General features: G+C 41.8%; 15 protein-coding genes and 1 pseudogene. 11 read left to right on the top strand and 5 right to left on the bottom strand.

From position 1 onward, the window contains the following. Positions 1-2: 2 nt before the first annotated feature. The 4 genes from BC351_RS02905 to BC351_RS02885 form a co-directional block, all read right to left on the bottom strand. Positions 3-1637: a glycosyltransferase gene (locus BC351_RS02905; protein WP_158081965.1), complete on the bottom strand. Its 1635-nt coding sequence runs from the start codon at positions 1635-1637 to the stop codon at positions 3-5. Beyond that, complete coding sequence (locus tag BC351_RS02900) at positions 1594-3621, bottom strand: TPR domain-containing glycosyltransferase (RefSeq protein WP_158081964.1); 2028 nt, start codon at positions 3619-3621, stop codon at positions 1594-1596. Before BC351_RS02900 ends, BC351_RS02905 begins: the two co-directional genes overlap by 44 nt. 111 nt (positions 3622-3732) lie before the next feature. After that, positions 3733-5232, bottom strand: a complete 1500-nt coding sequence (locus BC351_RS43185) for a DUF6385 domain-containing protein (protein WP_244208869.1) — start codon at positions 5230-5232, stop codon at positions 3733-3735. Between the two features lie 23 nt (positions 5233-5255). After that, positions 5256-5963 carry a DUF6385 domain-containing protein gene (locus BC351_RS02885; RefSeq protein WP_144028256.1) on the bottom strand — a complete coding sequence of 236 codons (708 nt, stop codon included), beginning with the start codon at positions 5961-5963 and terminating at the stop codon, positions 5256-5258. A 1730-nt stretch (positions 5964-7693) separates the two neighbouring features. On the opposite strand from BC351_RS02885, the pseudogene BC351_RS43180 reads away from it, so the two are divergent. After that, a pseudogene (locus BC351_RS43180) lies at positions 7694-8028 on the top strand (tyrosine-type recombinase/integrase); the annotation flags it as partial. Positions 8029-8770: 742 nt separating this feature from the next. Here the strand turns inward: BC351_RS43180 and BC351_RS02875 are convergent. After that, positions 8771-9529: an SDR family oxidoreductase gene (locus BC351_RS02875; protein ID WP_208629558.1), complete on the bottom strand. Its 759-nt coding sequence runs from the start codon at positions 9527-9529 to the stop codon at positions 8771-8773. A gap of 188 nt (positions 9530-9717) precedes the next feature. On the opposite strand from BC351_RS02875, the gene BC351_RS02870 reads away from it, so the two are divergent. From BC351_RS02870 to BC351_RS02835, 10 genes are all read left to right on the top strand, one after another. Further along, complete coding sequence (locus BC351_RS02870) at positions 9718-10359, top strand: TetR/AcrR family transcriptional regulator (protein WP_079409213.1); 642 nt, start codon at positions 9718-9720, stop codon at positions 10357-10359. Positions 10360-13261: 2902 nt separating this feature from the next. Then, positions 13262-14509, top strand: coding sequence for a sialidase family protein (locus BC351_RS02865; RefSeq protein WP_079409212.1), 1248 nt, complete (start codon positions 13262-13264; stop codon positions 14507-14509). 20 nt (positions 14510-14529) lie between these two features. Next, a complete protein-coding gene (locus BC351_RS02860; RefSeq protein ID WP_079409211.1) occupies positions 14530-15747 on the top strand; it encodes a sialidase family protein in 1218 nt (405 codons plus the stop codon). Positions 15748-15793: 46 nt separating this feature from the next. Continuing rightward, the gene (locus BC351_RS02855; protein WP_079409210.1) at positions 15794-16510 is read left to right on the top strand and encodes a glycosyltransferase; all 717 of its coding nucleotides are present in this window, start codon (positions 15794-15796) and stop codon (positions 16508-16510) included. A 194-nt stretch (positions 16511-16704) separates the two neighbouring features. After that, the gene (locus tag BC351_RS44240; protein WP_425270898.1) at positions 16705-16815 is read left to right on the top strand and encodes a hypothetical protein; all 111 of its coding nucleotides are present in this window, start codon (positions 16705-16707) and stop codon (positions 16813-16815) included. A 73-nt stretch (positions 16816-16888) separates the two neighbouring features. Then, positions 16889-17011, top strand: coding sequence for an S-layer homology domain-containing protein (locus tag BC351_RS02850; protein WP_079409209.1), 123 nt, complete (start codon positions 16889-16891; stop codon positions 17009-17011). Between the two features lie 458 nt (positions 17012-17469). Beyond that, entirely contained in the window at positions 17470-17631 is a 162-nt protein-coding gene (locus tag BC351_RS42050; protein WP_158081963.1) for a hypothetical protein, read from the top strand. A gap of 270 nt (positions 17632-17901) precedes the next feature. After that, entirely contained in the window at positions 17902-22536 is a 4635-nt protein-coding gene (locus tag BC351_RS02845; protein ID WP_079409208.1) for an RCC1 domain-containing protein, read from the top strand. A 333-nt stretch (positions 22537-22869) separates the two neighbouring features. Further along, positions 22870-23229 (top strand): hypothetical protein, encoded by a 360-nt coding sequence (locus BC351_RS02840; protein WP_079409207.1) that lies wholly within the window; start codon positions 22870-22872, stop codon positions 23227-23229. Next, the coding region (locus BC351_RS02835; RefSeq protein ID WP_144028255.1) for a hypothetical protein at positions 23226-23731 on the top strand (506 nt) is incomplete at its 3' end. The genes BC351_RS02840 and BC351_RS02835, both read left to right, overlap by 4 nt.

Here is a 23731-nt window from a genome sequence, read left to right as displayed (position 1 = left end):
CCTTAGTAGCCTCTGGACAGAGGTAGACTTTGTTTGGCCAAACGAAGTATCTTGTAATGTGGAGATTGCTTATCAGGCACCCCAATTTTGGCATTGGCCAGAGCCGTCCATATTCGGCTTCTCCGGTACCCTTCATCCTGAACGGCTTTTGAATCCGTCACTATGGGAGGTTGCCAATTTCTGAGCAGTTCGAGAGCCTTACCTTGATGGTCATTGTAGTAAGCAGATTTGACAGCAAGTTCAAACTGGTCGTAATCATTACCTTCCATATAACTTCTCTCAAGTACCGGCTCATCCAATCCGATCCAATACCATATATTTTTGTGTTTTTGACCTGATAACAATTGGCATATCTTTATTTTTTCATCTCTCACCTGCCGGTAGGTCTCGTCGTCCAACCTCGTTAAGAGAGAAAGTGCTGCAGTGTAACAGGATTCCTCAATTAACAGATTGACAACCTTTAATACAGCTTCCGGAGCTTTAATAGAAAATCTTTCGGATAAAAGAGCAGGAATCATTGACTCGGAACCTGTGCACTTCAGAATCCGGAATATTCTTTGCAGAGGTCTGGACATCTGGGAGTTATGCCTGATCGTTTCCGCATACCAGTGAATGGCATTATTGTCTTCTCCTATTTCTTCATGAACTTGCCCTAAACCATAGGTTGATAGAAAAGTTCCAATACCGGAGTCCGTATGATATTGCATAGGTGCTGTTCCTATCTGTATAGCTTGAAGGAAAGCGTCTCTGGCTAACGTTTTATCGCCTATACTCGAGTGAATTACCGCTTTTATATGAAATAAATCCGGATAATCCGGAAATAATCGAATTCCGCTTTCACAAGCTTGAATGGCTTCAAGGTTGTGGCCTAAAGCAAACAAGCAGCGAGCTTTGTACTTATAAAGCAAGTGCGTATAACTAACTTCATGGTTAACTAAAGACAACGAGGTTTGCAGATAGGGCAGCGCTGACTCATGGTTGTTTACCCGCATATGCTCTACAGCAATATTATAATGGTGAAACGGATCATTGGGTTCCTCCTGAAGCGATTGTATTAAAAGGTCAAGATTCCTGCGAATTTTATCTTTTTGAATAACAAGTTGTTCTTCATATCCATAATGGTGAATAACGATATTCGTTATATGCAAAGCGGGGTTTGGATTTCGTTCAACAATTGAATAAGCGATTTGTTCATGAATTTTTCCTCGGAAGCGATGATGGGGATGATTGCGAAACATTCTTAATATCGGATTAATCGTAGATACAGGAGAGTTGATAGTGTTTCCGCTATGATTATAAATTTGTAAGAAAAAACCATCGAACTCATGATGTTCCGCACAAATCTTGAGCTCCTTCCTATTTTTTTCATCTAATTCCTCATCTGCATCCAGAATTAAAATCCAGGATCCCGACGCCAGAGATAGGCCGGCATTTCTGGCAGAAGCAAAATCGGATTTCCATGGTATTGTAATTACTTTGGCTCTATAGGATTTTGCAATTTGGACAGTGTTGTCCGTCGAACCGGTATCTACGATGATAATTTCGTCTACTGTGTTTTTAATGCTATCCAAACATCTGTGCATATGTGCCTCCTCATTCTTTACGATCATGCATAGCGAAATCGTATTTTTGGCCATCGAAAATCCTCCTTTGCCTTCCATACCATTGCGTATGCCAACCAGTTCTGTTTAACAAGCGAATACTGGAGCGAATTTGCTGCAAGTCCTCCTTGAAAGAAGGAGCGCCTGGTGCCACAGATAAGGCATCGGAAAGACTGGCTTCTGCAAGATGAAGATAACAGATGGCGGCCGCGGTTTTAGCTTTCTCATATGTCCGCTCCGCCAGCAGTATGCTTTCGAACATTTCAGCTGCCTTCAGGTAATGTCCTTTATCAAAAAGAATTTCTCCCAGATCAAATAAGCCTTCGTCATCTAATTGATTCACAATGGACAAGGAAATGAGATGTTCTGCAGCAGTTAAAATGTACCCATAACCGTATAGCATTTTAGTTAGTTCCAGTTTAAACTGTCCAGTAAGTTTATAAAGCTTATCGATGAGTTGCATTTGTCCTAGAACAATGGATTGTCGAGTGATTGAGGTAGCAAGTTCCGACAAAGAATTGTTATCGAATTCGGTTGACATATGCCCTGTTGAGAGAAATTCATTGATAGGTTGATACAGCGTTATCAGATGCTCCGGCAATGAAGCAAAGAAGTCAGTTTGAAGTGATTCATCAAGCTGCCAATTGCAAATTGCTCTCCATTGAAGCAAGATTTCAAGTTCGAGTGAAACTGGGTGCTCCTTTATATAATTTTGCAATAAATGATCTGCTTCTTTTAGATGACCGAGGTGGATCAGGGCGAGGCAATAATTTTTTAAAAAAAGCGAATCAGTTAAGTAGGAAATAGGTGTTATAGCAATTGCCTCTTCAAATGCACCTACCTGAACAAGTGTATCCAATAGCAAATAATGCTCAGATGGGATGGAAGGATGAACTTTTACCTTTAATAAAGCGGCGATTTCATGCCATGGCACATCCAATTCATGAAAAACCTCCGAAATGCCGAGTAAAGCCGGAGCATAAGTTGAATGATGCTGCAATGTCTGATTGAATAAACGAGCTGACTCTTCAAGGCTTCCTAAATTTTGTGTGATTTCTCCCATTTTATAAAATACAAGAAAGCTGCTTGCTCCTGCTTCAGTCACATATTTATTGTTTTGTAAGGTTGAAGCTTTCCGAAATTGTTCATAAGCCTGTTCCCATAACCCTTGAATTTGAAAAGATTGGCCAAGTATATAATGGAGATCGGGGTAATCTTCATAACGTTCGGTTTCCTTAAGGAGCAGCAATTCGACCTGTTTGATTTCTCGAAGTTCCAGTAAAATTTTACTTAAATCTTTTACAAGAGTAGCCCGGTAAGGAGCATCATCTCTCGCTAACATTAAAGCTTGGATCATAGCATCTTTGGCCTCATTGAGCTTTCCGGACTGACAAAAAGTGATGCCCAAATTGTAGGAATAATAAGGATTAGCGGGTTCGGTTTGTAGTGCTTTTTGCAGAAGTCTTTCATTACGGGCGATTTTATCTTTTTTTCGAATGTTTTCGGGCATATATCCGAAATGTCTGATTCGGATTTCCGAATCTTTGATAGAAGAAGAGGGATGCAATTTTACAATCGAGGTACCTATGTCTTCATGAATGATTCCTTGGAAACGGTAGTTGGGATTGTTACGGAATAGTCTTATGGATCTATGCAGAAGATGATCCTGAAGGCTTGTGCCAATTAAATTCTCTAGTATCACCGTGAACGCTTCTGAGTCGGAGCTGTCTATTTGTTCTTTGATTGCTGCCAAGCCGGAAAGTAAGATTTCGTCTGCATCCAGATAAAAAACCCAGTCGGTAGTGGCAATTTGCAATGCTTGATTCCGAGGGGTTGAGAAATCATCTTCCCATCTAGAAAAAAATACTTTTGCCCCGTAAGATTTTGCTATGCGGATGGATGAATCTTGAGATCCGGTGTCGATGACAATGATTTCCTCTGCATCTTTAACGCTTTCCAGACATTGACGCAGCCATTCTGATTCATCCTTCATGATGATGTGGATGCCGACTGTGCTCAACTTCATCTTCTCCTTACTAAAGGAAGAGTACATGGAGAACCATGTACTCTTTTTGGATTTTCCTTTACAGCAGCATAAAGGTTTTCATATATTATATTGTTATTAAAGCTGTTATGTTCCCTGGGCATTCAGAATAACATTGATGGTTGATGGCAGTCCTGTGGCAGTTGAGCGGTAGGCTAAACGTGTGTATTTTAGGAATCTGGTAGGGACAAGCACGTCAATGGAGCCAGCCGCCAGCGGGTTGCTACCGTTTGTATCGACATAATAGTTCGATCCATCGGCACTGATTTGAACTTGGGTATCGACGGAGTTCGCACCGCTGTTAAAGACAAAGAAGGAATAAACGCCGAGTACGCTTGTTGTTACCGCAGGTAATGGTGTAAATGCATCATCGCTTGTGATCCCGGTCGTAGCTTGTTCAACGAAGCTCTTTTGCGAGATGGAAGTTACGCTGCTGAGTGTACCGGCAGTAATCGTAGCACCAAGCACGCTGTCAATGGTACCGTTGAGGATATTAGTAACTGTACCGGCTGAGCTCAATGTGCCAGCAGTAATTGTAGCACCAAGTACACTATCAATGGTACCGTTGAGGATATTAGTAACTGTACCGGCAGAACTCAATGTACCAGCAGTAATTGTAGCACCAAGTACACTATCAATGGTACCGTTGAGGATATTAGTAACTGTACCAGCGGAGCTCAATGTACCAGCAGTAATCGTAGCACCAAGCACGCTATCAATGGTACCGTTGAGGATATTAGTAACCGTACCGGCTGAGCTCAATGTACCAGCAGTAATTGTAGCGCCAAGTATGCTATCAATGGTACCGTTGAGGATATTAGTGACCGTACCGGCTGAGCTCAATGTACCAGCAGTAATCGTAGCGCCAAGCACGCTAGTGATCGTACCGTTGAGGATATTAGTGACCGTACCGGCTGAGCTCAATGTACCAGCAGTAATTGTAGCGCCAAGTATGCTATCAATGGTACCGTTGAGGATATTAGTAACCGTACCGGCTGAGCTCAATGTACCAGCAGTAATTGTAGCGCCAAGTACGCTATCAATGGTACCGTTGAGGATATTAGTGACCGTACCGGCTGAGCTCAATGTACCAGCAGTAATTGTAGCGCCAAGTATGCTATCAATGGTACCGTTGAGGATATTAGTGACCGTACCAGCAGAGCTCAATGTACCAGCAGTAATCGTAGCACCAAGCACGCTATCGATGGTACCGTTGAGGATATTAGTGACCGTACCAGCAGAGCTCAATGTACCAGCAGTAATCGTAGCGCCAAGTACGCTAGTGATCGTACCGTTGAGGATATTAGTTACAGTACCGGCGGAACTCAGTGTACCTGCAGTGATTGTAGCTCCAAGCACGCTAGTGATCGTACCGTTGAGGATATTAGTTACAGTACCGGCGGAACTCAGTGTACCTGCAGTGATTGTAGCGCCAAGCACGTTTGTAATCGTTCCATCGAGAATAATACTTGTGATGTTTCCGCTTGAATCTGTGGCGATAGCCTGAGCAGCTCCTGCTGAGTCTCGGCCGAATATTAATGTTCGCAGATTATCCGGATCCGATTGAAAAACACTATAGTTTGGCAATTTCATCATTCCTTTCAGTCAAGTTAATTTATTGTTGTTTGAGCTTGAAAATAAACATCTACTTCTGTAGGACCTTGACCACAAGTTGTATCTGTGGCTAATATCAAGCGAGTCCACTTCAAAAACCTGTTTAATACAAATACTTTCATCGATTTCGGAGGAACTATGTCTTCACAGTCTTTGATAAAATCGACTGAATTTGGACTGATTTCCGCACAAACTATGGCAGGCACCTCCCCCCTATTTATTACTGCATAGGAGTTCATGGTGATCGTTGACGTATTTTGAACAGGAAGAGCGAGCAAATGTTCCGTTACTTTTAAGTTTAAAAAGGATTCCTCTATAAAAAGAGTGTTGTTTGTTGGTGAGACAACAACTTCCAAACGTCCGTTAGGGTCAGTTCGAACAGCCCTTACTTCGTTTCCATCATTTCCGAAGATCTCCACTTTGTCCGATTTCGGCGTGAGATTTCTTATGTCTAATTGATTAGAAGAAACTTGGACCGGTTGATGAAGGGTTATTATATTGTTTGGTTGGTCACATGGAAGTCCTGTTTTTTTTCGTTTTTGACGGCTTGGGCACTTTTTTCGTACAAGACTTGATCTTTTTTTTGAGCATATAATGAAAAAACATTTTTTTGCACAATTATTCTTTTTTGATGATTGTTTTTTTACTGACTTTTTAATGGATATTTTTTTGTGGGAAATAGTTAGCACCTCCTTCAATGACAATTATCAGTATACTTTCCAACATAGTTCTCTTATCGAAAAAGAAGTGGAATTAGATGTAATATCATATTCTCTAGCAACTTTATTGATTGGGTTTAATTGGTAATTACGCATTGCCCCAGAGTGATAGCTCTAAAAGTTGAATCTGCTTTTGTTAATATTATTCTAAGCGGTTATGGACGTTGTATGAGAAGGTGTGGATCGAAGATTACGAAGTGACGTGATTTTAAATGAAAAACTATGTTGGACATGATGTATAAGATGCAAAATTTAATTTTTTTGAAATATTATCGTTTTATTTGTTGATTAGATGAAGAGATGAATATGCTAATGCTTTCGGATTTTCAGGACGTAGATCAACCTGATAAGGATGCTTGGCTAGATCATTCAACTATTCTTATTGAGAAATTTCTCAAGACGTAGAAGTAATTGTTGGGCTCATAGCTTAACGTGTCTCATGTGGTTTAACTATGCACTTCCCTATTCGGAAAACATACTTATATCTGAGCCTGTGGCCAAATGAATAGATTTTTTTCTATAGCCTGACCGATAACTCTTAATCCATTTACAGCAACATTCCTTGGGATCGTGGTGGCTTTTATTTTATAAGTAAAACGATTGAGATGTTGCTACTTAGAGGGATATAGATTTGATAGTATTACTCAAACAATCTCAAACAGAGGTTGTTTTTTTGTGTATATTGGCGGATAAGATAGAGAAGAATCTGTTTGAAGCTAATTTCTAAAAACTGCAATTTATTCTTAGGTATAATTAAAGTAAGACAATATGTCCGAATAAGTAAAATAATAAAAGAAGCCGCTTCAGATTGATCTGTGCGGGTTCTTTTATTATTTTAGAATCATCTCAGGGAGTGAATTGCATGGACCGACAAATGAAGGTACATGTTTTCAAACTCTGAAATCATAACTGTTGTGTTATAGTTGGATATTACTACGTTATAAAAGTAAATATATATATTGACATATTGACGTCATTTTGTGGTAAAATTGTATACAGATGATTACTACGTATGGAGTGCATACGCAACAAAAATATACATTATTGAATATTGTATATTTTTGTAAAAAAAGACCATTTACGTGCTACCAACACATAAACGGTCGGACGAAATACGATTGAGCGAGTGGGCTTACTACTCACGGCGCAGTTGCGTTAAGACCATGGGATGGCGTAGGAACCTTATTTCCGTGGTTTTTTCCTTTTTATTTTTCTTTTCAGCAATGTGTAGAGTTTAAGTAATTCCAAAAAAAGGGTTATTATGGCTGACATCAATTTTATATTATCTTGCAGCGTCATGGGATCGAACAGGGCGATCATCACCTCCCTTTAAAAAGGGGAAGCTACGCCGAAATCATCTCTCCATCGCTCGTTTTCGTCTGCTTGAATTATATCATATAGTCCTACTATAGGATATATTGGAATTTTGAGCATGCATTATTTGTAATTACCATACCAATTTTTTGGACGAGAGGCATGCGTAAATAAATAGCTCCAAAATGAGAGAAAAGCAGAGATTCCATAATTGGATGACACTGCTTTTCTTTGCACATCAACTTGAACGATGACGGCTAATAGAATTTTTAGAGAATCTTTTAAGATTATTTTAATTACACTTTGATAGTTATCTTAAAAGGCTAATGGGACTAGTCGAGTTGGAGCTATACCTGCTGAATTATAACTCACCTTCAATAGGGTTATCTGTGGTAATTATTATTCAAGAAATAAAACCTAATGAAGATATTCCAACGGATATTTTATAAACATTGTGGCAAGATCAAAAATTAAATGCGATAGACAATCCATATGGAACGTGCAATGCACGAATCAATGGAAATTGTCCTTATGCCGAAGAACCTCCATGTCTAACGTGTAAGGGTGGCAGTCCATTATTGGTTTTTCTGAATTAGATAAACAAAAGTATGAGCTACTAATAAAAACCACTACAAAGACCATTGAAGCATTAGAAAAACGTGGGAGAGTTGAAATTGTAGAAAAAAACATAAAGAACTTAGAACGCTATCAAAACATTTTGATGAAGGGATATTAACTAAAACAGAGAGACTATGGGAGGCAACTCTTGCGTGACCTCATTGAACAAATGCTGAACTATAGCTCAATTCGAGGCTGCCGGCACAAACGGTAGACTCCATTACGTTAAAGGGTGTTTAACTCAATCCATAATACTATCGACACAATATATAGAAACTTCGTCCCGTTTCTCTTCAGTTAGGTGGAGGTAAATGGTATAAAATATCTGCTGTACAGACTTGATTATCAGGGATATTTAATTGTTAATTTATCAAATAAAGAAGCCAAACATTATATTCCCAAAGAGGCTTATGATGAGCATGGAGATGGAAGGGTAAGGAGTAACAATGAAGAAAATGAATACCTTAGAAACAAAACCCTCAAGTCGAGCTGATTTTGAGCCCTCTGTCATGAGATGCTGACCCCGCTTTTTGTTATTTGGGCTTTTCGGATTTTGTGGTGGAAATATGAGATTCTGTTTCCAGTGTGAAGCATGTCTTTAATAGTAAACCTAACATTATAACGAAAATAAACGTTAAACCTTCGGTAGTGAACCGGGAATACAAAAGAGGCCCACCCCCTGAACAAAAGAGGTGATGGGCCTCAATTTGTTTTATTATACTTATCAGTATTATTCGTGTAGGTAACTCACAATGTTAGCGGCCAGTCGGTTCCGAAAAGCATCAGGTGGGCGGTAGCCTCAATGGGCCCACGTACTCTCGCTGCAGCTCGAAGCTACTGCAGCTGTTAATCACCGTAACTTAGATCTGAGAGCCGCCTCCGTCCACAGGGAACTCAGCCCCGGTGGTGAAAGTGGCGTCGAACGCAAGAAATGCGACTGCTTTAGCAACCTCGAGGGGGTCGCCTACACGCAGCATCGGATTCTCCTGGCTCATCTGCGCCTTAGTTTGTTCGGCTGCATCCTTCGGCATCGACTTCTCCAAGATGCCTGTGTCGATGGGGCCAGGGCTGACCGCGTTGACGCGAATCTTCCGCGGCAACAGCTCGCGGGCCATACTGCGAGTCATGGAGCGCAGCGCTGCTTTACTGGCCGCGTATGCACTGATCATCGGGATCCCCAACACGTTCACGACAGAGGTGGTGAGCACCACGCCGCTTCCTTCGCTCAGCAACGGGGCGAGTTTCTGCACGGTGAAGTACGGACCCTTGGCGTTGATTGTAAGTAACTCATCGTACACATCCTCCGTCACCGCCTCAAAAGGGGCGAAGCGCGTGACGCCAGCGTTAACGAACAGGGCATCGATCTTTCCGAACTCTGCCTTCACCCTGTCGGCCAACGCGTCGATATCCTTGAGAGAAGCGGCATCGCTTAGCACTGCGACCGCGTTATTGCCAAGTTGTTCACGAGCCGAGTCGAGCGTAGCTTGGGTACGCCCGGTGATCAGAACGCGCGCACCTTCATCCGCCAGCAACTTCGCGGTTGTGAAGCCGAACCCGCTGCTGCCTCCCGTGATTACGACTTTCTTACCAGCGTACTTGCCCATACTGGAATGTTCCATTTTAATTTTGCCTCCTCTGTATAATCCGTAATTTGGATATTAGTTACAGGACCTATTATATAACAAGGGGATAAATAAATAAACTAATATTATTAAAATAGTTAATTTAATAATTTTTATAATTATCGTTTGTGATAACAACGATTGTATTATAATATTAGTGATGAGCATCAAAGGAGGCTTCAATCGTGAGAAAACCCGTGAGCGCAGAACATTATATTAATAAAATCAAACCTGTAATTAGAAAAACCAGATTCAGCCAACTGAAAATAGACGATATCGCCAAACATATGGATATTAGCAAAGTGACGCTTTATAAGCATTTTTCATCGAAAGATGAAATCATCGAGCAGGTTGTAGAGTATGGAATTAACTATTTGCAGCAGGCTGATGCCGTTGTAAATGATGATTCCGTCTCTTTTATTGAGCGTTTTCAAAAAACGTCTCTGCAATCGTTGATATGTGTTATTTATTTCTCCGATTTGTTCCTGCAAGACCTCAAGGAATACTATCCGCGGCTTTTTGAAACTCTTGTCGTTGCCCAACAAAATCGGAATAAAAATTTACAAACATTTTTTGAAAGCGGGATGGATAAGAAGATTTTCAACAGAATACACGCTATGCTGTCTTTGGTTCAAGATGATGCTACGCTGCGGCGCATCATGGAACCGACATTTAGTATTCAGTGGTATGATCTCACCTTGAAACAAGCAGTTATGGAATTTTATAAAATGAAACGGTATCAAGTGATTAGACCTGAATATCTGGATTCTGTTGACGATTCCGATATTGAAAAAGAGATCGTTCGTATTTTACAATCCATTTCATGAATATTATTCGCACTCTCGGTCTGCTCTTATTGATGCTGGCAACAGAGCAGATTCCGGCGGCCGATAATGATGCTGTGCTGGACCCGACTTAACAGTCTCAAGCGATCAGAGTTTTATCCGAGTCACTCTAAACTTCCACGGCGTTAGTCAATAAAAGCAGCGAAAGTCTAGGTCTTTCGAATTCCTAGTCCGTCACTGCTTCTTTATGAGTCAGTCTAATTCAGTTTGTCGGGTGACCAAGCTAAGAGAAAGGAGAAACGCCAAGTCAGACGCGATTCAGGGCTTAGGTATATTTTCGTTAGAATGTTGGCGGTACCCCTAAGTATGTTCCGGCATCTTGTCACAATCATAATTAAAACATTTCAACCGGATTTTAATTCTCTAGTAGACTATACTTGTACCGTACATTCAATTCCTCCTTCTTGTCCCGTTTTTTAGCATTTACCATTTCATGGTGAATATGGATCATTGACATCGCTCATTCCACCACAAAATCCGAATACCCGTTATTTGTTGACTAGGTGCTTACTGTTGCCGTTTCTGTATCCGCAACTATTGTGGCTATATTTTGCGTGTTCTTGGTTGTCATAGTAAATTTATGAGGGAATATCAGAATCGGTTGCTGTTTTCGCTGGACCAACTTTTTTGTTCATGGGTTGTACGCTATTTTTAATAATGATCGGCATTTTTGACTAAATGCATCATGGTTTTATTTAAAATACGCCCCCGCCAATTGGAACATTTCCTCAAGGTTTGACAACATTACTGCTTTTGAAGGCTTTAAGTTCAGCATGTTCGGTTTTGACGGGAATCGAAACGATCTCCAATGCAGTTCCATTATTTCGAGAGTCTCGTCGAAAGAGTGCCATAAAAACGTATATTGCTCTAAGAGTCATAACGGGCATTACGCTACTGGGCTTGCTTACCATTTATATGTTAGAGGTATTTCCTTCCCGTTAAACTTCTAAATACAATGTTGTCTCAATTAGCTGAAGCATATTTGGGTCATGGGATATTATATCAAATTGTTAAATATTCAACATTTATTGTATTAATATTAGCGGTAAACTCCAGATAGTTCAGAGATGGTGGCTCGTCTTTTTTCCTCGATCCCTGGAGATACTTGTATTAACTATCTCACAGGAGGCAAACTCATGGTAGACGAAAACAAAGTGACAATTAAAGTGAACGATAACGGATCGCTTCGGGTGACAGAGCCGTCGAGTTGATTGACGCAGAAGGTAACCTGTTCGAGCACAAAGAATCGTTCTCGCTGTGGCGTTGTGGAGGATCGGGTAACAAGTGGTAAATATATTAAATTTAGATCCATAGCGCGTTGCTATGGATCACTTTCTGTAGCTCAATGAATACTAGAACTTTACTATTTTGAAGTTTAATATACAAAATAGATCTGTAATCTCAGTCTTCTGTATTTAAATGTTTTTTAATACTATTAATTATCCGTTCTTCACATTCCCCACAAATGGAAACAGTGTACTTGTTAACTTGTGGAAGAAGATAGTGAAGATCCTCGAGAGTATATTCTTTCACTTTTGATTTTATGTTTTTGCAAATTGGACAAAAAATATCAACTAGAATGGTATCCAATACTGCACCTCAATCCTTAGAGATTCCATAATTTACTTTATGCCTTTTTTTAAAAAAAGTGAATAATTTCCAAAAAACCATAATAATATGTGGGGGGGATTATTTAAACGTCTAGGGAACGTAGTCTAGACCGGTAGCAGTGTTAAGCTCGAGCGGGACACGCGATTTCTAAAAGCGAGGGTAATGAAAATAAGCGAATCCTAATTTCCCGCCTTAAGAACAAGGAGTGGGTAATTTGCGCTTGTCAGTCGTATTTATTGGATCCCGACTGCACATAACAGAACCCTCCCACTCGATCTTTACGATGCGGATTAGCACAGCTTGGATAGTTCAGGACTTCATAGGCGGCTAGATTCAAAATAATTAAACATAGCAATCCAAAAGAAACTCCTTGTTTTTTAAGGTATTGTTAGCATTATCCAGCATATCAAGGAAGAGTCCTTATAAATTTTTCAGAAAGGTTGATCGTAGAGTTTAATACGGTAAGCAGAATCGACCCGGAAAGTGAGGCAACATCGTTGAAAGAGATCCTTTCGGCGTTTGATAAATTCGTGTACGTGGCTAAAAACAAGCTTCTCTATGAGGAGAACCTGGTCTGATGGAGACATAGAAGCGCACCCGTGAGAACATCGCGATCTTTGAGGTGCCCCAAATGGAAATAGTACGTACATTAATGCTGGTTCCGGCCATCTATGGCCTTAGCGCCGATGAGAATTAGCAGGACGTCGCTCATATCCCTTGGACAATGTTCACAGCTGAAATCGGAGAAAATGGTCAAGAATAGGTACAAACAAAATAGTTAACACCTTAGACGAGAGGACATAGATGTCGTTTTTTCTTTTGATTACTAATATGCGCAGAAAGTAATGTTAGATGAAGGAGATCATATTTCACTCAAATAAGCCTGCTAAACAACAATAAAACAACGGTAGTGAGAAAGAAGGAGATACACCTATTAGTGAAGTGTAAAACTAATGAATGACAAACGTTATTAGCTTCTAGAGAGGTATTAGAGAAATCCGTCCAGGTCCTTCTAAGCTGGGAAGAAGAAGGTTTGAAATAAAAACGTTTTAAAATGTTTTAAAAGCGTTTTTCTATTGCGAGGATGTATGGTTATGTACTGATCAGTCAAGCTCAAATCAAAACGGAACTGTCCGTAAAGAAAATAGACAATAATGCAAAGGAAAAACTCCGATATCATTTACCTTCAATGTCCGAAAGTTTAGGTTCTTATTTCTTATGACAAAATATACTCTTCAAAATACTTTAAACAAAATGTGTGAGGTGGCTATATTTGTCAAACCGGCAGGTCTCTACATTAGGGATTGTTAATAGTGAACCAAGCATTGCAGTTAATTTATTGAATCCCCAAAACATAATAGTAGCATTTATAAATTCTTCTAACGGAAGTGACAGCAGAATTGTCGTTTCTTTGTCTCAAGATGGGGGAATTTCATTCACAAGTACAGTACTCCCTTACCCCTCGGGATACAATGGAGCAGGTGATCCGATTGTAGATTACATATATCCGAATACATTTTTAGTTGTTTCACATGTATTTAATACCAGTGCTTCATTTGATGCTAAGGATGAATCCATTGCAGTTTATCGCTCCGTAAATGGAGGATCGAGTTTCAGCGCTCCTATTTTAGTAAACCAAGGTTACGGTATTAATGTCACTGATGATAAACCTTTCTTAGTCACTGATAAATCAGGTGGTAGTCCATATTTGGGAAATACCTATATTGCGTATACAAGACAATTAAATAACTCTCCTGTTCTTTGGCAAGTACATTTCCATCGTTCAAATGATAATGGCCAAACATGGTCTTATCCAGTAAAGTTAACCAAACCTCATTCTTCGTCTAATTATTCAAGCCTTACTATTGGCCCAGTTGGAGAGATCTACGCCGGATGGATACAAGAAGATTCAAATAATAACCCCCAAGGATTTCGTGTTGTAAAGTCCATTGATGGCGGGCAAACATTTTCAACTGAAGTATTGGTATCAAATGTCATATTTTATCCTCATTTACCTACAGCCGATCCAGTAATACCTCCTTTTCAATTTAGAGCACTAACGGTATCGTTTCTAGCAGCTGATATTTCAACATCTTTGTACAGCGGTAATGTGTATGCAGTATGGCAAGATACTCGATTTGGTTCTTCAAATATATTATTGTCAATTTCAATCGATAGAGCTGTTACATGGTCATCACCGACGAAAGTGGATAATGGCTCCACAGGTTCGCAGAACTTTTTCCCATTTATCTCGGTCTCAAGTGATACAGGAGATATCCAGATTGTCTATTACTCGAATCGGAATAATTCCAACCTATTAGATGTATACGCAGCAGTTTCTACTAATGGGGGTGGGACCTTTAATAATTCTAGAGTAACTAATTTGAGTTTTGATCCAAATAACCCCGTGTCTACATTTATAGGAGATTATTTAGGAAATGCAATAATTCCTCCATCCCAAAATGTTGCAGTTTGGACTGATACAAGAAATGGGCGTCAAGACATTTTCATCGGACCATAATTATTGAAAGGGGTTTGCAAATGGCAAATTCAAGGGTATCACCAACCGGTTCATCACAAAATCAACCTACGATTTCCGTGAACTTTCTGAACGTGCAAGATATCATTGTTGCATCGGATGATGCAGTTTCAAATTCCATTTCAGTTGCTCGTTCTCTCGATGGTGGAGTTACTTATACCAATCAAATACCTCTTACCCTTCCAACGGGGTTTACTGGTTTGGCTAACTGTATATCAGATTATGGGTACCCTAATCTAGCTATAATTGTAGCTCAAGCATTTAATGGTTTAGATGATGAATCTATTTTTGTTTACCGTTCAGAAACAACTACATCGACGACTATAGTTTTTGATCCTGCAATTTTAGTGAATCGCGGTTATGGATCGAGGGTAGCAAATAACAAACCATATGTAGTTGTCGATAAAGCTGGAGGAAGCCCATATCTCGGTCAAGTTTATGTAACATACACTCGACAATTTGGGCAAAATTTAACGGGAACAGCAGTCTTTTTTCAAAAATCGCTTGATAAAGGTCATACCTTCTTACCACCAGTACGATTGTCGCAAGCTAAAACGGCAATTCAAGGAAGTGCAGTCACAGTTGGTTTATCCGGAGAAATATTTATTGGATGGATACAATTTACCCCAAGCTTATCATTCAAGATTAGCCGTTCTACTGACGGGGGTATATCTTTTCAAGATGTTTCTTTAAGTTCCAATCTAACAATTAACTTGGTTCCGGATCATCTCCCTAGCCCAAGCAATTTTATTGTTCCAACATATCCTAATCTAGCGGGCGATACCTCATCAGGTACAAACACAGGTAACATTTATGCGGTATGGCACGATTACAGAACGGGTGCATCTCATATATTGTTATCAAGGTCCACTGATAATGGTGTAACTTGGTCAGCACCTCTTCAAGTAGATAATGGAGCAACAGGTTCCCAAAACTTTTTTCCTTCGGTTGCTGTATCGCCTATAACGGGAAAAATAGCTGTTGCATACTATACTAATCGTTTAAATTCCAGTCTTCTCGATGTTTGGTTAGCGATATCAACTGATGGGGGTTTAACTTTTGCTAACCATCGGGTCTCAGACATGAGCTTTGATCCTAATAATCCAACTAGTCCGACAATTGGAACCTATATATCGGTAGCCTTTTTACTTCCAGATAATATAATAGTGGCATGGACGGATAGTAGGACTACTTTCCAAAATATATTTACTGGAAGCTAATTAGTAATATTATCAACGCAAACTAGTTGTAAAGGAGTGGAGTGCTTTGCAACCACTAGTATCAGTTGTAATTCCCTTTTACAATTGTCCGTATGTAGAGCAAGCAATACTGAGCGCACTTCATCAGACGTACGCAAGTATTGAGGTTGTTCTAGTTAATGATGGATCAACACAACATACAGATCTTTTGAAACCCTATTTAAATAAAATAAAATATATTGAGAAAGAAAACGGTGGTACCGCCACAGCCTTGAATGCAGGAATTAAAAAAGCAAACGGTGATTATGTCTCGTGGTTAAGTTCAGATGATTTTATTCATTCAGAAAAGATATCTAAACAAATTTCACTGTTACAGCAGAGAAGTGGTCGGTTCTGCCACACCTCATATGCAATTATTGATTCGGAAAATCAAGTTACAAGTAGGCTCAACGGCATGAATTTTCCAGAAAAGAAATATTTGGTGGATACCTTAATAAAGGGCTGTGTTATTAATGGTTCTACAGTTTTAATAAAGAATGATGTTTTCTCGAGCATTGGATATTTTGACGAAAAGCTTCCGTATGCTCATGACTATGATATGTGGTTAAGAATGCTACCTCATTATGAATTTTCATATATACATGAGGATCTTACTTTTTACCGTGTTCACGATCGAATGGGTTCAAAAAGGTACGCTAAGGATGTCGAAAGTGAAGTAAAACATATTCAAGACAAACATAGACAATCAATTCGTAACTTGGCTAGTTCATTAAAGAATTCATGATTACTTATGAAAACAACCATATAGTTTTTGCTACGCCCGATGAGGAGTGCTAAAAACCAAGTATTAGTTGAGAGATTGAAGAAAAAACAACCTGAAATTTGATGAAGTTATACAAATATATCTCACAGAAATTAATACAGATTAAGAATAAATAATACAGTAGCCTTGGCAGCTCGCTGGGCAACAACTTACAGGTGGGCGCAAACCTGATTCAAATTAGGATCACGGCACCAGACGGTACTGGCAATACGTATACGGTAACTGTAAATTGGGAGGATGTAATGCAGACGACCATGGTCGGGTGATACGTCGGCGGGCAGTATAACGCAAACAGTGATACCAACGGTTGATGTATTCAATAGCGATAGTGTTAATGTAATGGTACGTTCGGTAAAACTGCTAGTAATCCATGGATATGGTGATGGGAAGTTCCATCCTGACGGCAAATTCACACGTGCCGAGTTTGCAACGATCATCTCTCGCGTATTCGATATCAGCTGATTAACTGACCTGAAGGACTTTGGAGCAAAAACAATAGCTGAGATGCTCAAATGATAGTATGTACAATACGGTAAACTCATAAATCGATTGAATAACTAGTGAGATTTCAACGCGAGTAAATTTGGCCACAGCATCCGCCACCTATTAAAAGCACAAGCGACCAGGAGGAAACCTATCCTGTTCCATTGTGTTTTTTTGCTTTGCAACCCGGCGGGGTGGAAGGGCTTTGAATGGTTTCTCTAAGAAGCTTTCGGAAATGGAAACCTTCCTCCCGAAGCTTGCTTCCCTGTTCTGGCTCTTAAACCTACTCGACATGCTCATGAGTAAAGAAAGAGATGAGGAAGGTAAGATTTAAATTCGCTGGGGTAAACAAGAGGTGGTGTAAACGTCGCACTGGCGGTAGGGGAGAAGGCAAAGCCTTCCTCCTCTTAACTTAAGTTTGAAGGAGCTGAATAATAATGAAAAACGTGGGGCAAGGCAAATGGATTCTGGATTATAACAAGAATAGAGTAGAGGTGAAATTTCCTCGTAAACCATGCGATGAAATTCTAAAAAAACTAAATCAAAGTAATTTCACATACGCTTGGAATGCCGGGTTTTGGTGGGCGAAAGATACGTAGGTAAACCGTCAGCTTGCTAATGATATCGCTGAGCATGCAGGGATAATAGGGTATAAAGATTCATATTATGGTCATTTAGTTAAAACCGTATAATAATTATATCAAACGCTATGGGAGAATATATGGACTTAAGCAACTTGTGATTGAGCTAAGGATTGATGATGAACGGCGAAAATCGACAAAAGTCAGACATCTTGTGAGAATTTTGTGAGAACCCTCTGCTAGTATAAAGACGTGTTTAAAAAAAATGTCAGATTAGGAGAGGAAACTATGGGACAAAGGACAAGTATTAGGATAACTCGAGTACTGCTAGGCATGATCCTATTGCTGGCCCTCATGGGATTAGGCAATGGAACTTCTGTAGTACAAGCAGGTGCAGGAGGGCCGATCAAGTTTACCAGCGTATCAGCAGGATCGAGCCATGCTTTGGCACTGCAAGATGATGGGACTGTGTGGTCCATTGGCTATAACGGTACCGGGCAGCTCGGCAACGGGACAATCGATTCGAATTATGTGAAAATGATTAAACGAGTCAATGGATTGAGTAATGTGAAGGCGATTTCCGCCGGAGCGAATCATTCTGTTGCTTTGAAAAACGACGGAACCGTATGGACCTGGGGCTTAAATGACAAGGGGCAACTCGGCAATGGCTCGACAACTACGAAGGCAGCACCGGTACAAGTGAGTGGTTTAAGTAATGTTAAAGCTATTGTAGCTGGCGATAGTCATAATTTGGCTCTGAAATCCGATGGAACGTTATGGGCTTGGGGAAACAATGATAACGGTCAACTTGGCAATAATGCGACGGTGAATCAGAATATGCCTATCCAAGTAAGCGGCATAACAAATGTGAAATCCATCACTGCAGGAAATTCTTATTCCACCGTGCTAAAAACCGATGGAACGGTATGGGGCTGGGGACTCAACTATTACGCTCAATTGACGCAACCAGCCAGAAATCCTCAGACGATAAAAGCGATCACTCGGCTAGCCAGTACTCAACTAACCAATATAGCGGAAATTGCTGCACATGGCCCAACATATAATACGTATGCTTTGACTTCAGATGGAAAGGTTTACGCGTGGGGGTACGACAGCCATGGTCAATTGGGGAATGGAACTACCTCTACAGTAGATCAGGACTACACGAGATCAAATCCCGTCCCTGCGATAGTCGCCGGACTGCCAAAGATCGTCTCCATTGACTCCGGTTATACCTTGGTTTTCGCAGTGGATAATACAGGTGAGGTTTGGTCGTGGGGAAGTAACTGGGCTGGAAGTCTTGGTCAAGGAATTAATTCAAAAATGAGATCCACACCTGCTAAAGTCATTACCAAAACGGGAACGGCTTTATCGAACATCAAGCAAGTCAGTACGGGTATGAACAACGTCATTGCCGTAACCAATGACGGCAAGTTGTGGGGCTGGGGGCAGTACAACGATGGGTCTGGTACGAATTCCGCTGAACCAGTTCTTGGTGAAGATGACGTATTGAATGTCTCCCCGTCGACGACAGCACCGGCTGCCGGAGCTTCCTTCAACGTGACGTTGACGATGAAAGATATTTTTGGCAATACGGACACCACTTTCTCGGGTTCCAAGAGCGTTACGCTATCTGGTGTTAGCGCTGCACCTGATAAAAGCTATGGCAAATTTAATGGAACAGCCATGACATCGGGAAGCGCGTCGGGAAACATCGACTTTACTAAAGGAACTGCGACCGTTGCAATCATATTGAATAAGGCAGGACAGCAGAATCTGACCTTCTCCGCGGACGGATTTAGCGGTTCGGCGACGATAACGCCGGTTGCCGACACGGCTACCTCATTGGCTATATCGACTCAACCCGTCCTAGGTTCGGCTAGCGGCAATGCCTTTGCCACACAACCGAAGGTGCAGCTTAAGGATGCATATGGCAATATCGTCACATCGGGAGCTTCTGCGACTACCACGATTACAGCTTCCAAGGGAACGGGAACAGGAAACTGGACGTTAGGCGGAACGACTTCAGTGGCGGCCGTAGCGGGAGAAGCCGTCTTCACGGATTTGACAGCTACGACCCTTTCTGGCGGAAATGCTACGCTTCGATTTAGTGGCAGCGGATTAACTGGGGTTACTTCCAACCAGTTTACACTGCCTGATCTGCCGATCGTGACACTCGTTGCAGACACGACTGACAACGACGTTGATCACGACCTTGAAGTAACATTCACACCGGATTCCGTGTTTGAAGGGGCTATTACCAGGGTGAGCTATCGGAACAAGACACTCGCCAAAGGTACGGATTATACCATAAGCAGCGGTGTCATTACGTTGAAAACAGGGGCAGGCGTTTCTGAGCTGAAAACACCGGATTCTGGCGATTTGGTGGTCACCGCAACGGGATACAGAAATTCAACGGTGTCACAAACCCTTAATGCAGGTAAGGCAGCTAGTATAGTGATTACCACTCAGCCTGTACCCGGCAGCACTAGTGGACAATTGTTCGCAACGCAGCCGAAAGTGACGCTGAAGGACAAGTATGGCAATATCACGAAAACAGGGCCCTCTGCAGCTGCTAATGTGAAGGCGGTTGCCGAAGCAGACACAGGTTCTTGGACCATTGGCGGAACGGCAACGAAGGCAGCTGTAGCCGGTGTCGTAACATACACGGACTTAACCAGTACGCTAGTGTCCTATGGAAAAGGAAAAATGAAGTTCTTGGTAGGCGACGTGGAAATGTACAGCGACGATTTCACGATTCCCTCGGCAATTCCAGGAGTTCCTGTGAATTTGCAAGCACAACCGGCGGATGGGGAAGCGATAGTTCGCTGGGACGCTGTGCCCGGAGCCACCAGCTACAAAGTATACATGAGTACATTGTCCGGCGAGTACTCAAGTTCACCAGTAACTGTGACCAAAACGGTCTATGAAGCTTTCAATTTGGTCAACGGGACTACCTATTACTTTCAAGTGCTGGCCTCCAATTATGTAGGTGATGGTCCAGTTTCCATTGAAGTGAATGCCGTTCCTCATCTTGTAGCGCCTCCGGCACCGAACTTGCAGTCTGCATCGGCAGGAGACGCATCTGTTACCTTGGATTGGTCTCCGGTCAAGGGAGCAACGATCTATAACATTTTTGGAAGCACAGAATCAGACTCCTACCTTGCACCAATTGCGACAGTTTCCGGTTCTGTTTACAAGTATGAAATTATCGGGCTTACAAACGATACAAAATATTATTTCAAGGTCCAAGCAGCGAATGAGGCAGGGGGCAGCCCACTATCCAATGAGCTGAGCGTCACCCCTAAGGTTAATGCGCCAGGCGCACCTACGGACTTGCAAGCAAAGGCTGGAATTGGCACCATTCAGCTAAGTTGGAATGGAGTAAACAGTGCAACGGGCTACAAAATTTATATGAGTACGATCTCCGGTTCCTACGGCAGTGTGAGTGATGCCGTTTATAGCACAGTGACAGGCAATGGTTACAATGCTGAACTTAAAGGCCTGACACCAGGAACCGTTTACTACTTTGTAGTAAAAGCGGTGAATGCTAGCGGAGACAGCGACCCTTCGAATGAAGCTAGCGCTACGCCTCAAAGCGCACCGGGTCCTAAACCAGAAACTCCTGAGTCACCATCAGGTTCGATACCTTCTGCTCCTTCAGCTCCTTCTTCAAAAGAAGTTGAAGTGATCATCAATGGGAAGGTGGAAACCGCTGGAACTGCCACCATCACTACGGAAAATAATAAGATAGTCACAACAATTGTCGTTGACGCAGCCAAGCTTAATCAGAAGCTTGAGCAGGAAGGCAATGGTTCAATCGTTACGATTCCTTTTAAATCAACTGATGTTGCAGTTGGTGTATTAAATGGTCAATTAGTCAAGCTCATGGAAGCCAAAAATGCGGTTATTGTCATTCAAACGGACAAGGCGGCCTACCGACTGCCTGCATCGCAAATGAACATCGACGCAGTTTCCTCGGGCATCGGTAACGGAATTGATTTGAAAGAGATCAATTTACAGATTCAAATTTCACCTGCTTCTGCAAACACAGCGAGCATGTTGGAACACACCGCCCAGCAAGGAAAGTTTTCTGTTGTTACCGCTCCCCTAGATTTTACGATTACAGCTACATTCGGAGACCGAACCGTTGCCATCAGCAAGTTCAATTCGTTTGTTGAAAGAAGCGTCGCTCTTCCTGACAATGTGGACCCTAGGAAGATTACAACAGGTATCGTCGTTGAATCAGACGGCACTATTCGACACGTTCCTACCAAGGTCGTGCAACTAAATGGCAAGTACATTGCCCAAATCAACAGTTTGACCAATAGCAGCTACTCGCTCATCTGGAATCCGGTAACGTTCAAGGACACAGAGACGCACTGGGCGAAGGATGCCATTCATGATATGGGTTCACGTATGGTGATTAGTGGAACAGGCAACCAAATGTTCGAGCCGCAGAGAGACATTACGCGTGCGGAGTTTACAGCTATGGTCGTTAGAAGTCTTGGACTTTCTCCAAGCAAGGGCGCTTCTTCATTTGGTGACGTGAGCCCTTCGGCATGGTATAGCTCCTATATTCAGACAGGGACTGCCTACGGACTGGTTTCCGGTTATGAAGGCAATGTCTTCGCCCCTGACCAAACATTGACTCGGGAGCAAGCGATGACGATTCTGTCTCGAGCTATGAAGCTGACTGGCTTAAAAGCCGCATCTTCTTCCAGCGAACTGGACAACTTGTTAAAAGCCTACGGGGATGCCGCAGAAGTAAGCGCGTATGCCAAGACTGCAATGGCGGAAGGAATCTCTTCCGGCTTGATGTCGGGGCGAACTTCCAACGAGTTAGCCCCTAAAGCGAAAATCTCCAGAGCGGAAGTAGCTACACTCCTCAGAAAGCTTCTACAGAAATCCAGTTTAATTTAATAGCCATTGTATTCCAAGCACCTCGATACTTGCCAAAAAGGCAGGTTTCGAGGTTTTTTCATACCATGTATCCAGTTCATTGGAGACGAGCGCGGGATCCATCTTCCTACAATTGACTTATCATCGCATTGTATGAAGTGGGTACAGCAATAAATGTGTATTGTCCATATCGCGATAAAAAATATAAGGTCATCCAAAAAGAAGAAATTTCTCCTTGTAGGATTTTTGTACATCGGGATTTTGTTTTATTCTACCTTTTCTTGAGAGAGTATCGATCTTTGAAGAATTAACACATTTAAATTATGAGGATATTTATGGAAAGGACGATGTTAATTGAGTACATATCGATTTAACCATAATGGAATCAAGGGAGAAATTAAGCCCGCTTCATCGGAAGATAATCCTGGCGAGCTAATGATTCTTTCTATGCCGCTTGCAAGTAATGTTGATATGTCAGAGAAGAGGGGGCTATTAACGATTTGTCCCCTTTGTGCCGGATCATGCTGGGCATCTCCTCAAATTCCTGCAGCAGCTCAAATGTTTCAGGGGCGAGTTATTGCCGCGTGTACCCAATGTGCCCTTTCGGCCAATATGAATAAAGGAAGCATACCAAGGTTTTTACAGGAGAGAAATCTGACCCCTGAAGGCATGCGTTTGAGATTGAAACCTCATGGTTGGGTGATCAGTGGTTGATTCAACCCGAGTTGAAAGGAAACGAGGGGGATGGCAAGCGTCCGTTCCACTCAGCAATCAGTCCCGATTACGGCGATCTGATGAAAGTTAATAGAATTAAACTCTTGAAATTGGCTAACCAAACCTTCATCCAGGCAAGTCTTGTGATTCAAGAGGGAGCTTGGAACGCTGGTAGGATCAGCTACGGAACGGATGAGCGTTGGGTATATGGTGAGTTGGTTTTTTGGAATAAAGAGGGAGACACGATTACACGGATTCCTTATTCATCACGGATAAGGGCGGGGGAAAGTGGGAGTGTGAACCTATTACTTGCCCTACCGGAAGGTACGGACCTCTCCAAGACTGAATGGGTGACACTAAATCGTACCTTCCCCTTATACTTCGGACTACCGATGCCTCCTGGCGGAAAATTGCAGGATCAGGACGGAAAAGTTCGTTTGGGCATGAACAGGGTGCAGCACGGTGAGGGTTTTTCCGTAGGAAGTGCTGATATTCAAGGAAA

Source organism: Paenibacillus ferrarius (genome assembly GCF_002027705.1).
GTDB classification, from domain to species: domain Bacteria; phylum Bacillota; class Bacilli; order Paenibacillales; family NBRC-103111; genus Paenibacillus_E; species Paenibacillus_E ferrarius.
This window is presented reverse-complemented; position numbering and strand designations above follow the sequence as displayed.

Bases quoted from the DNA above. Each gene is read 5' to 3' on its own strand.
- BC351_RS02905 (WP_158081965.1), bottom strand. From the start codon at position 1,637: ATGGCCAAAAATACGATTTCGCTATGCATGATCGTAAAGAATGAGGAG.
- BC351_RS02875 (WP_208629558.1), bottom strand. From the start codon at position 9,529: ATGGAACATTCCAGTATGGGCAAGTACGCTGGTAAGAAAGTCGTAATC.
- BC351_RS02860 (WP_079409211.1), top strand. From the start codon at position 14,530: ATGGCAAATTCAAGGGTATCACCAACCGGTTCATCACAAAATCAACCT.
- BC351_RS02850 (WP_079409209.1), top strand. From the start codon at position 16,889: ATGGTACGTTCGGTAAAACTGCTAGTAATCCATGGATATGGTGATGGG.
- BC351_RS42050 (WP_158081963.1), top strand. From the start codon at position 17,470: ATGAAAAACGTGGGGCAAGGCAAATGGATTCTGGATTATAACAAGAAT.
- BC351_RS02845 (WP_079409208.1), top strand. From the start codon at position 17,902: ATGGGACAAAGGACAAGTATTAGGATAACTCGAGTACTGCTAGGCATG.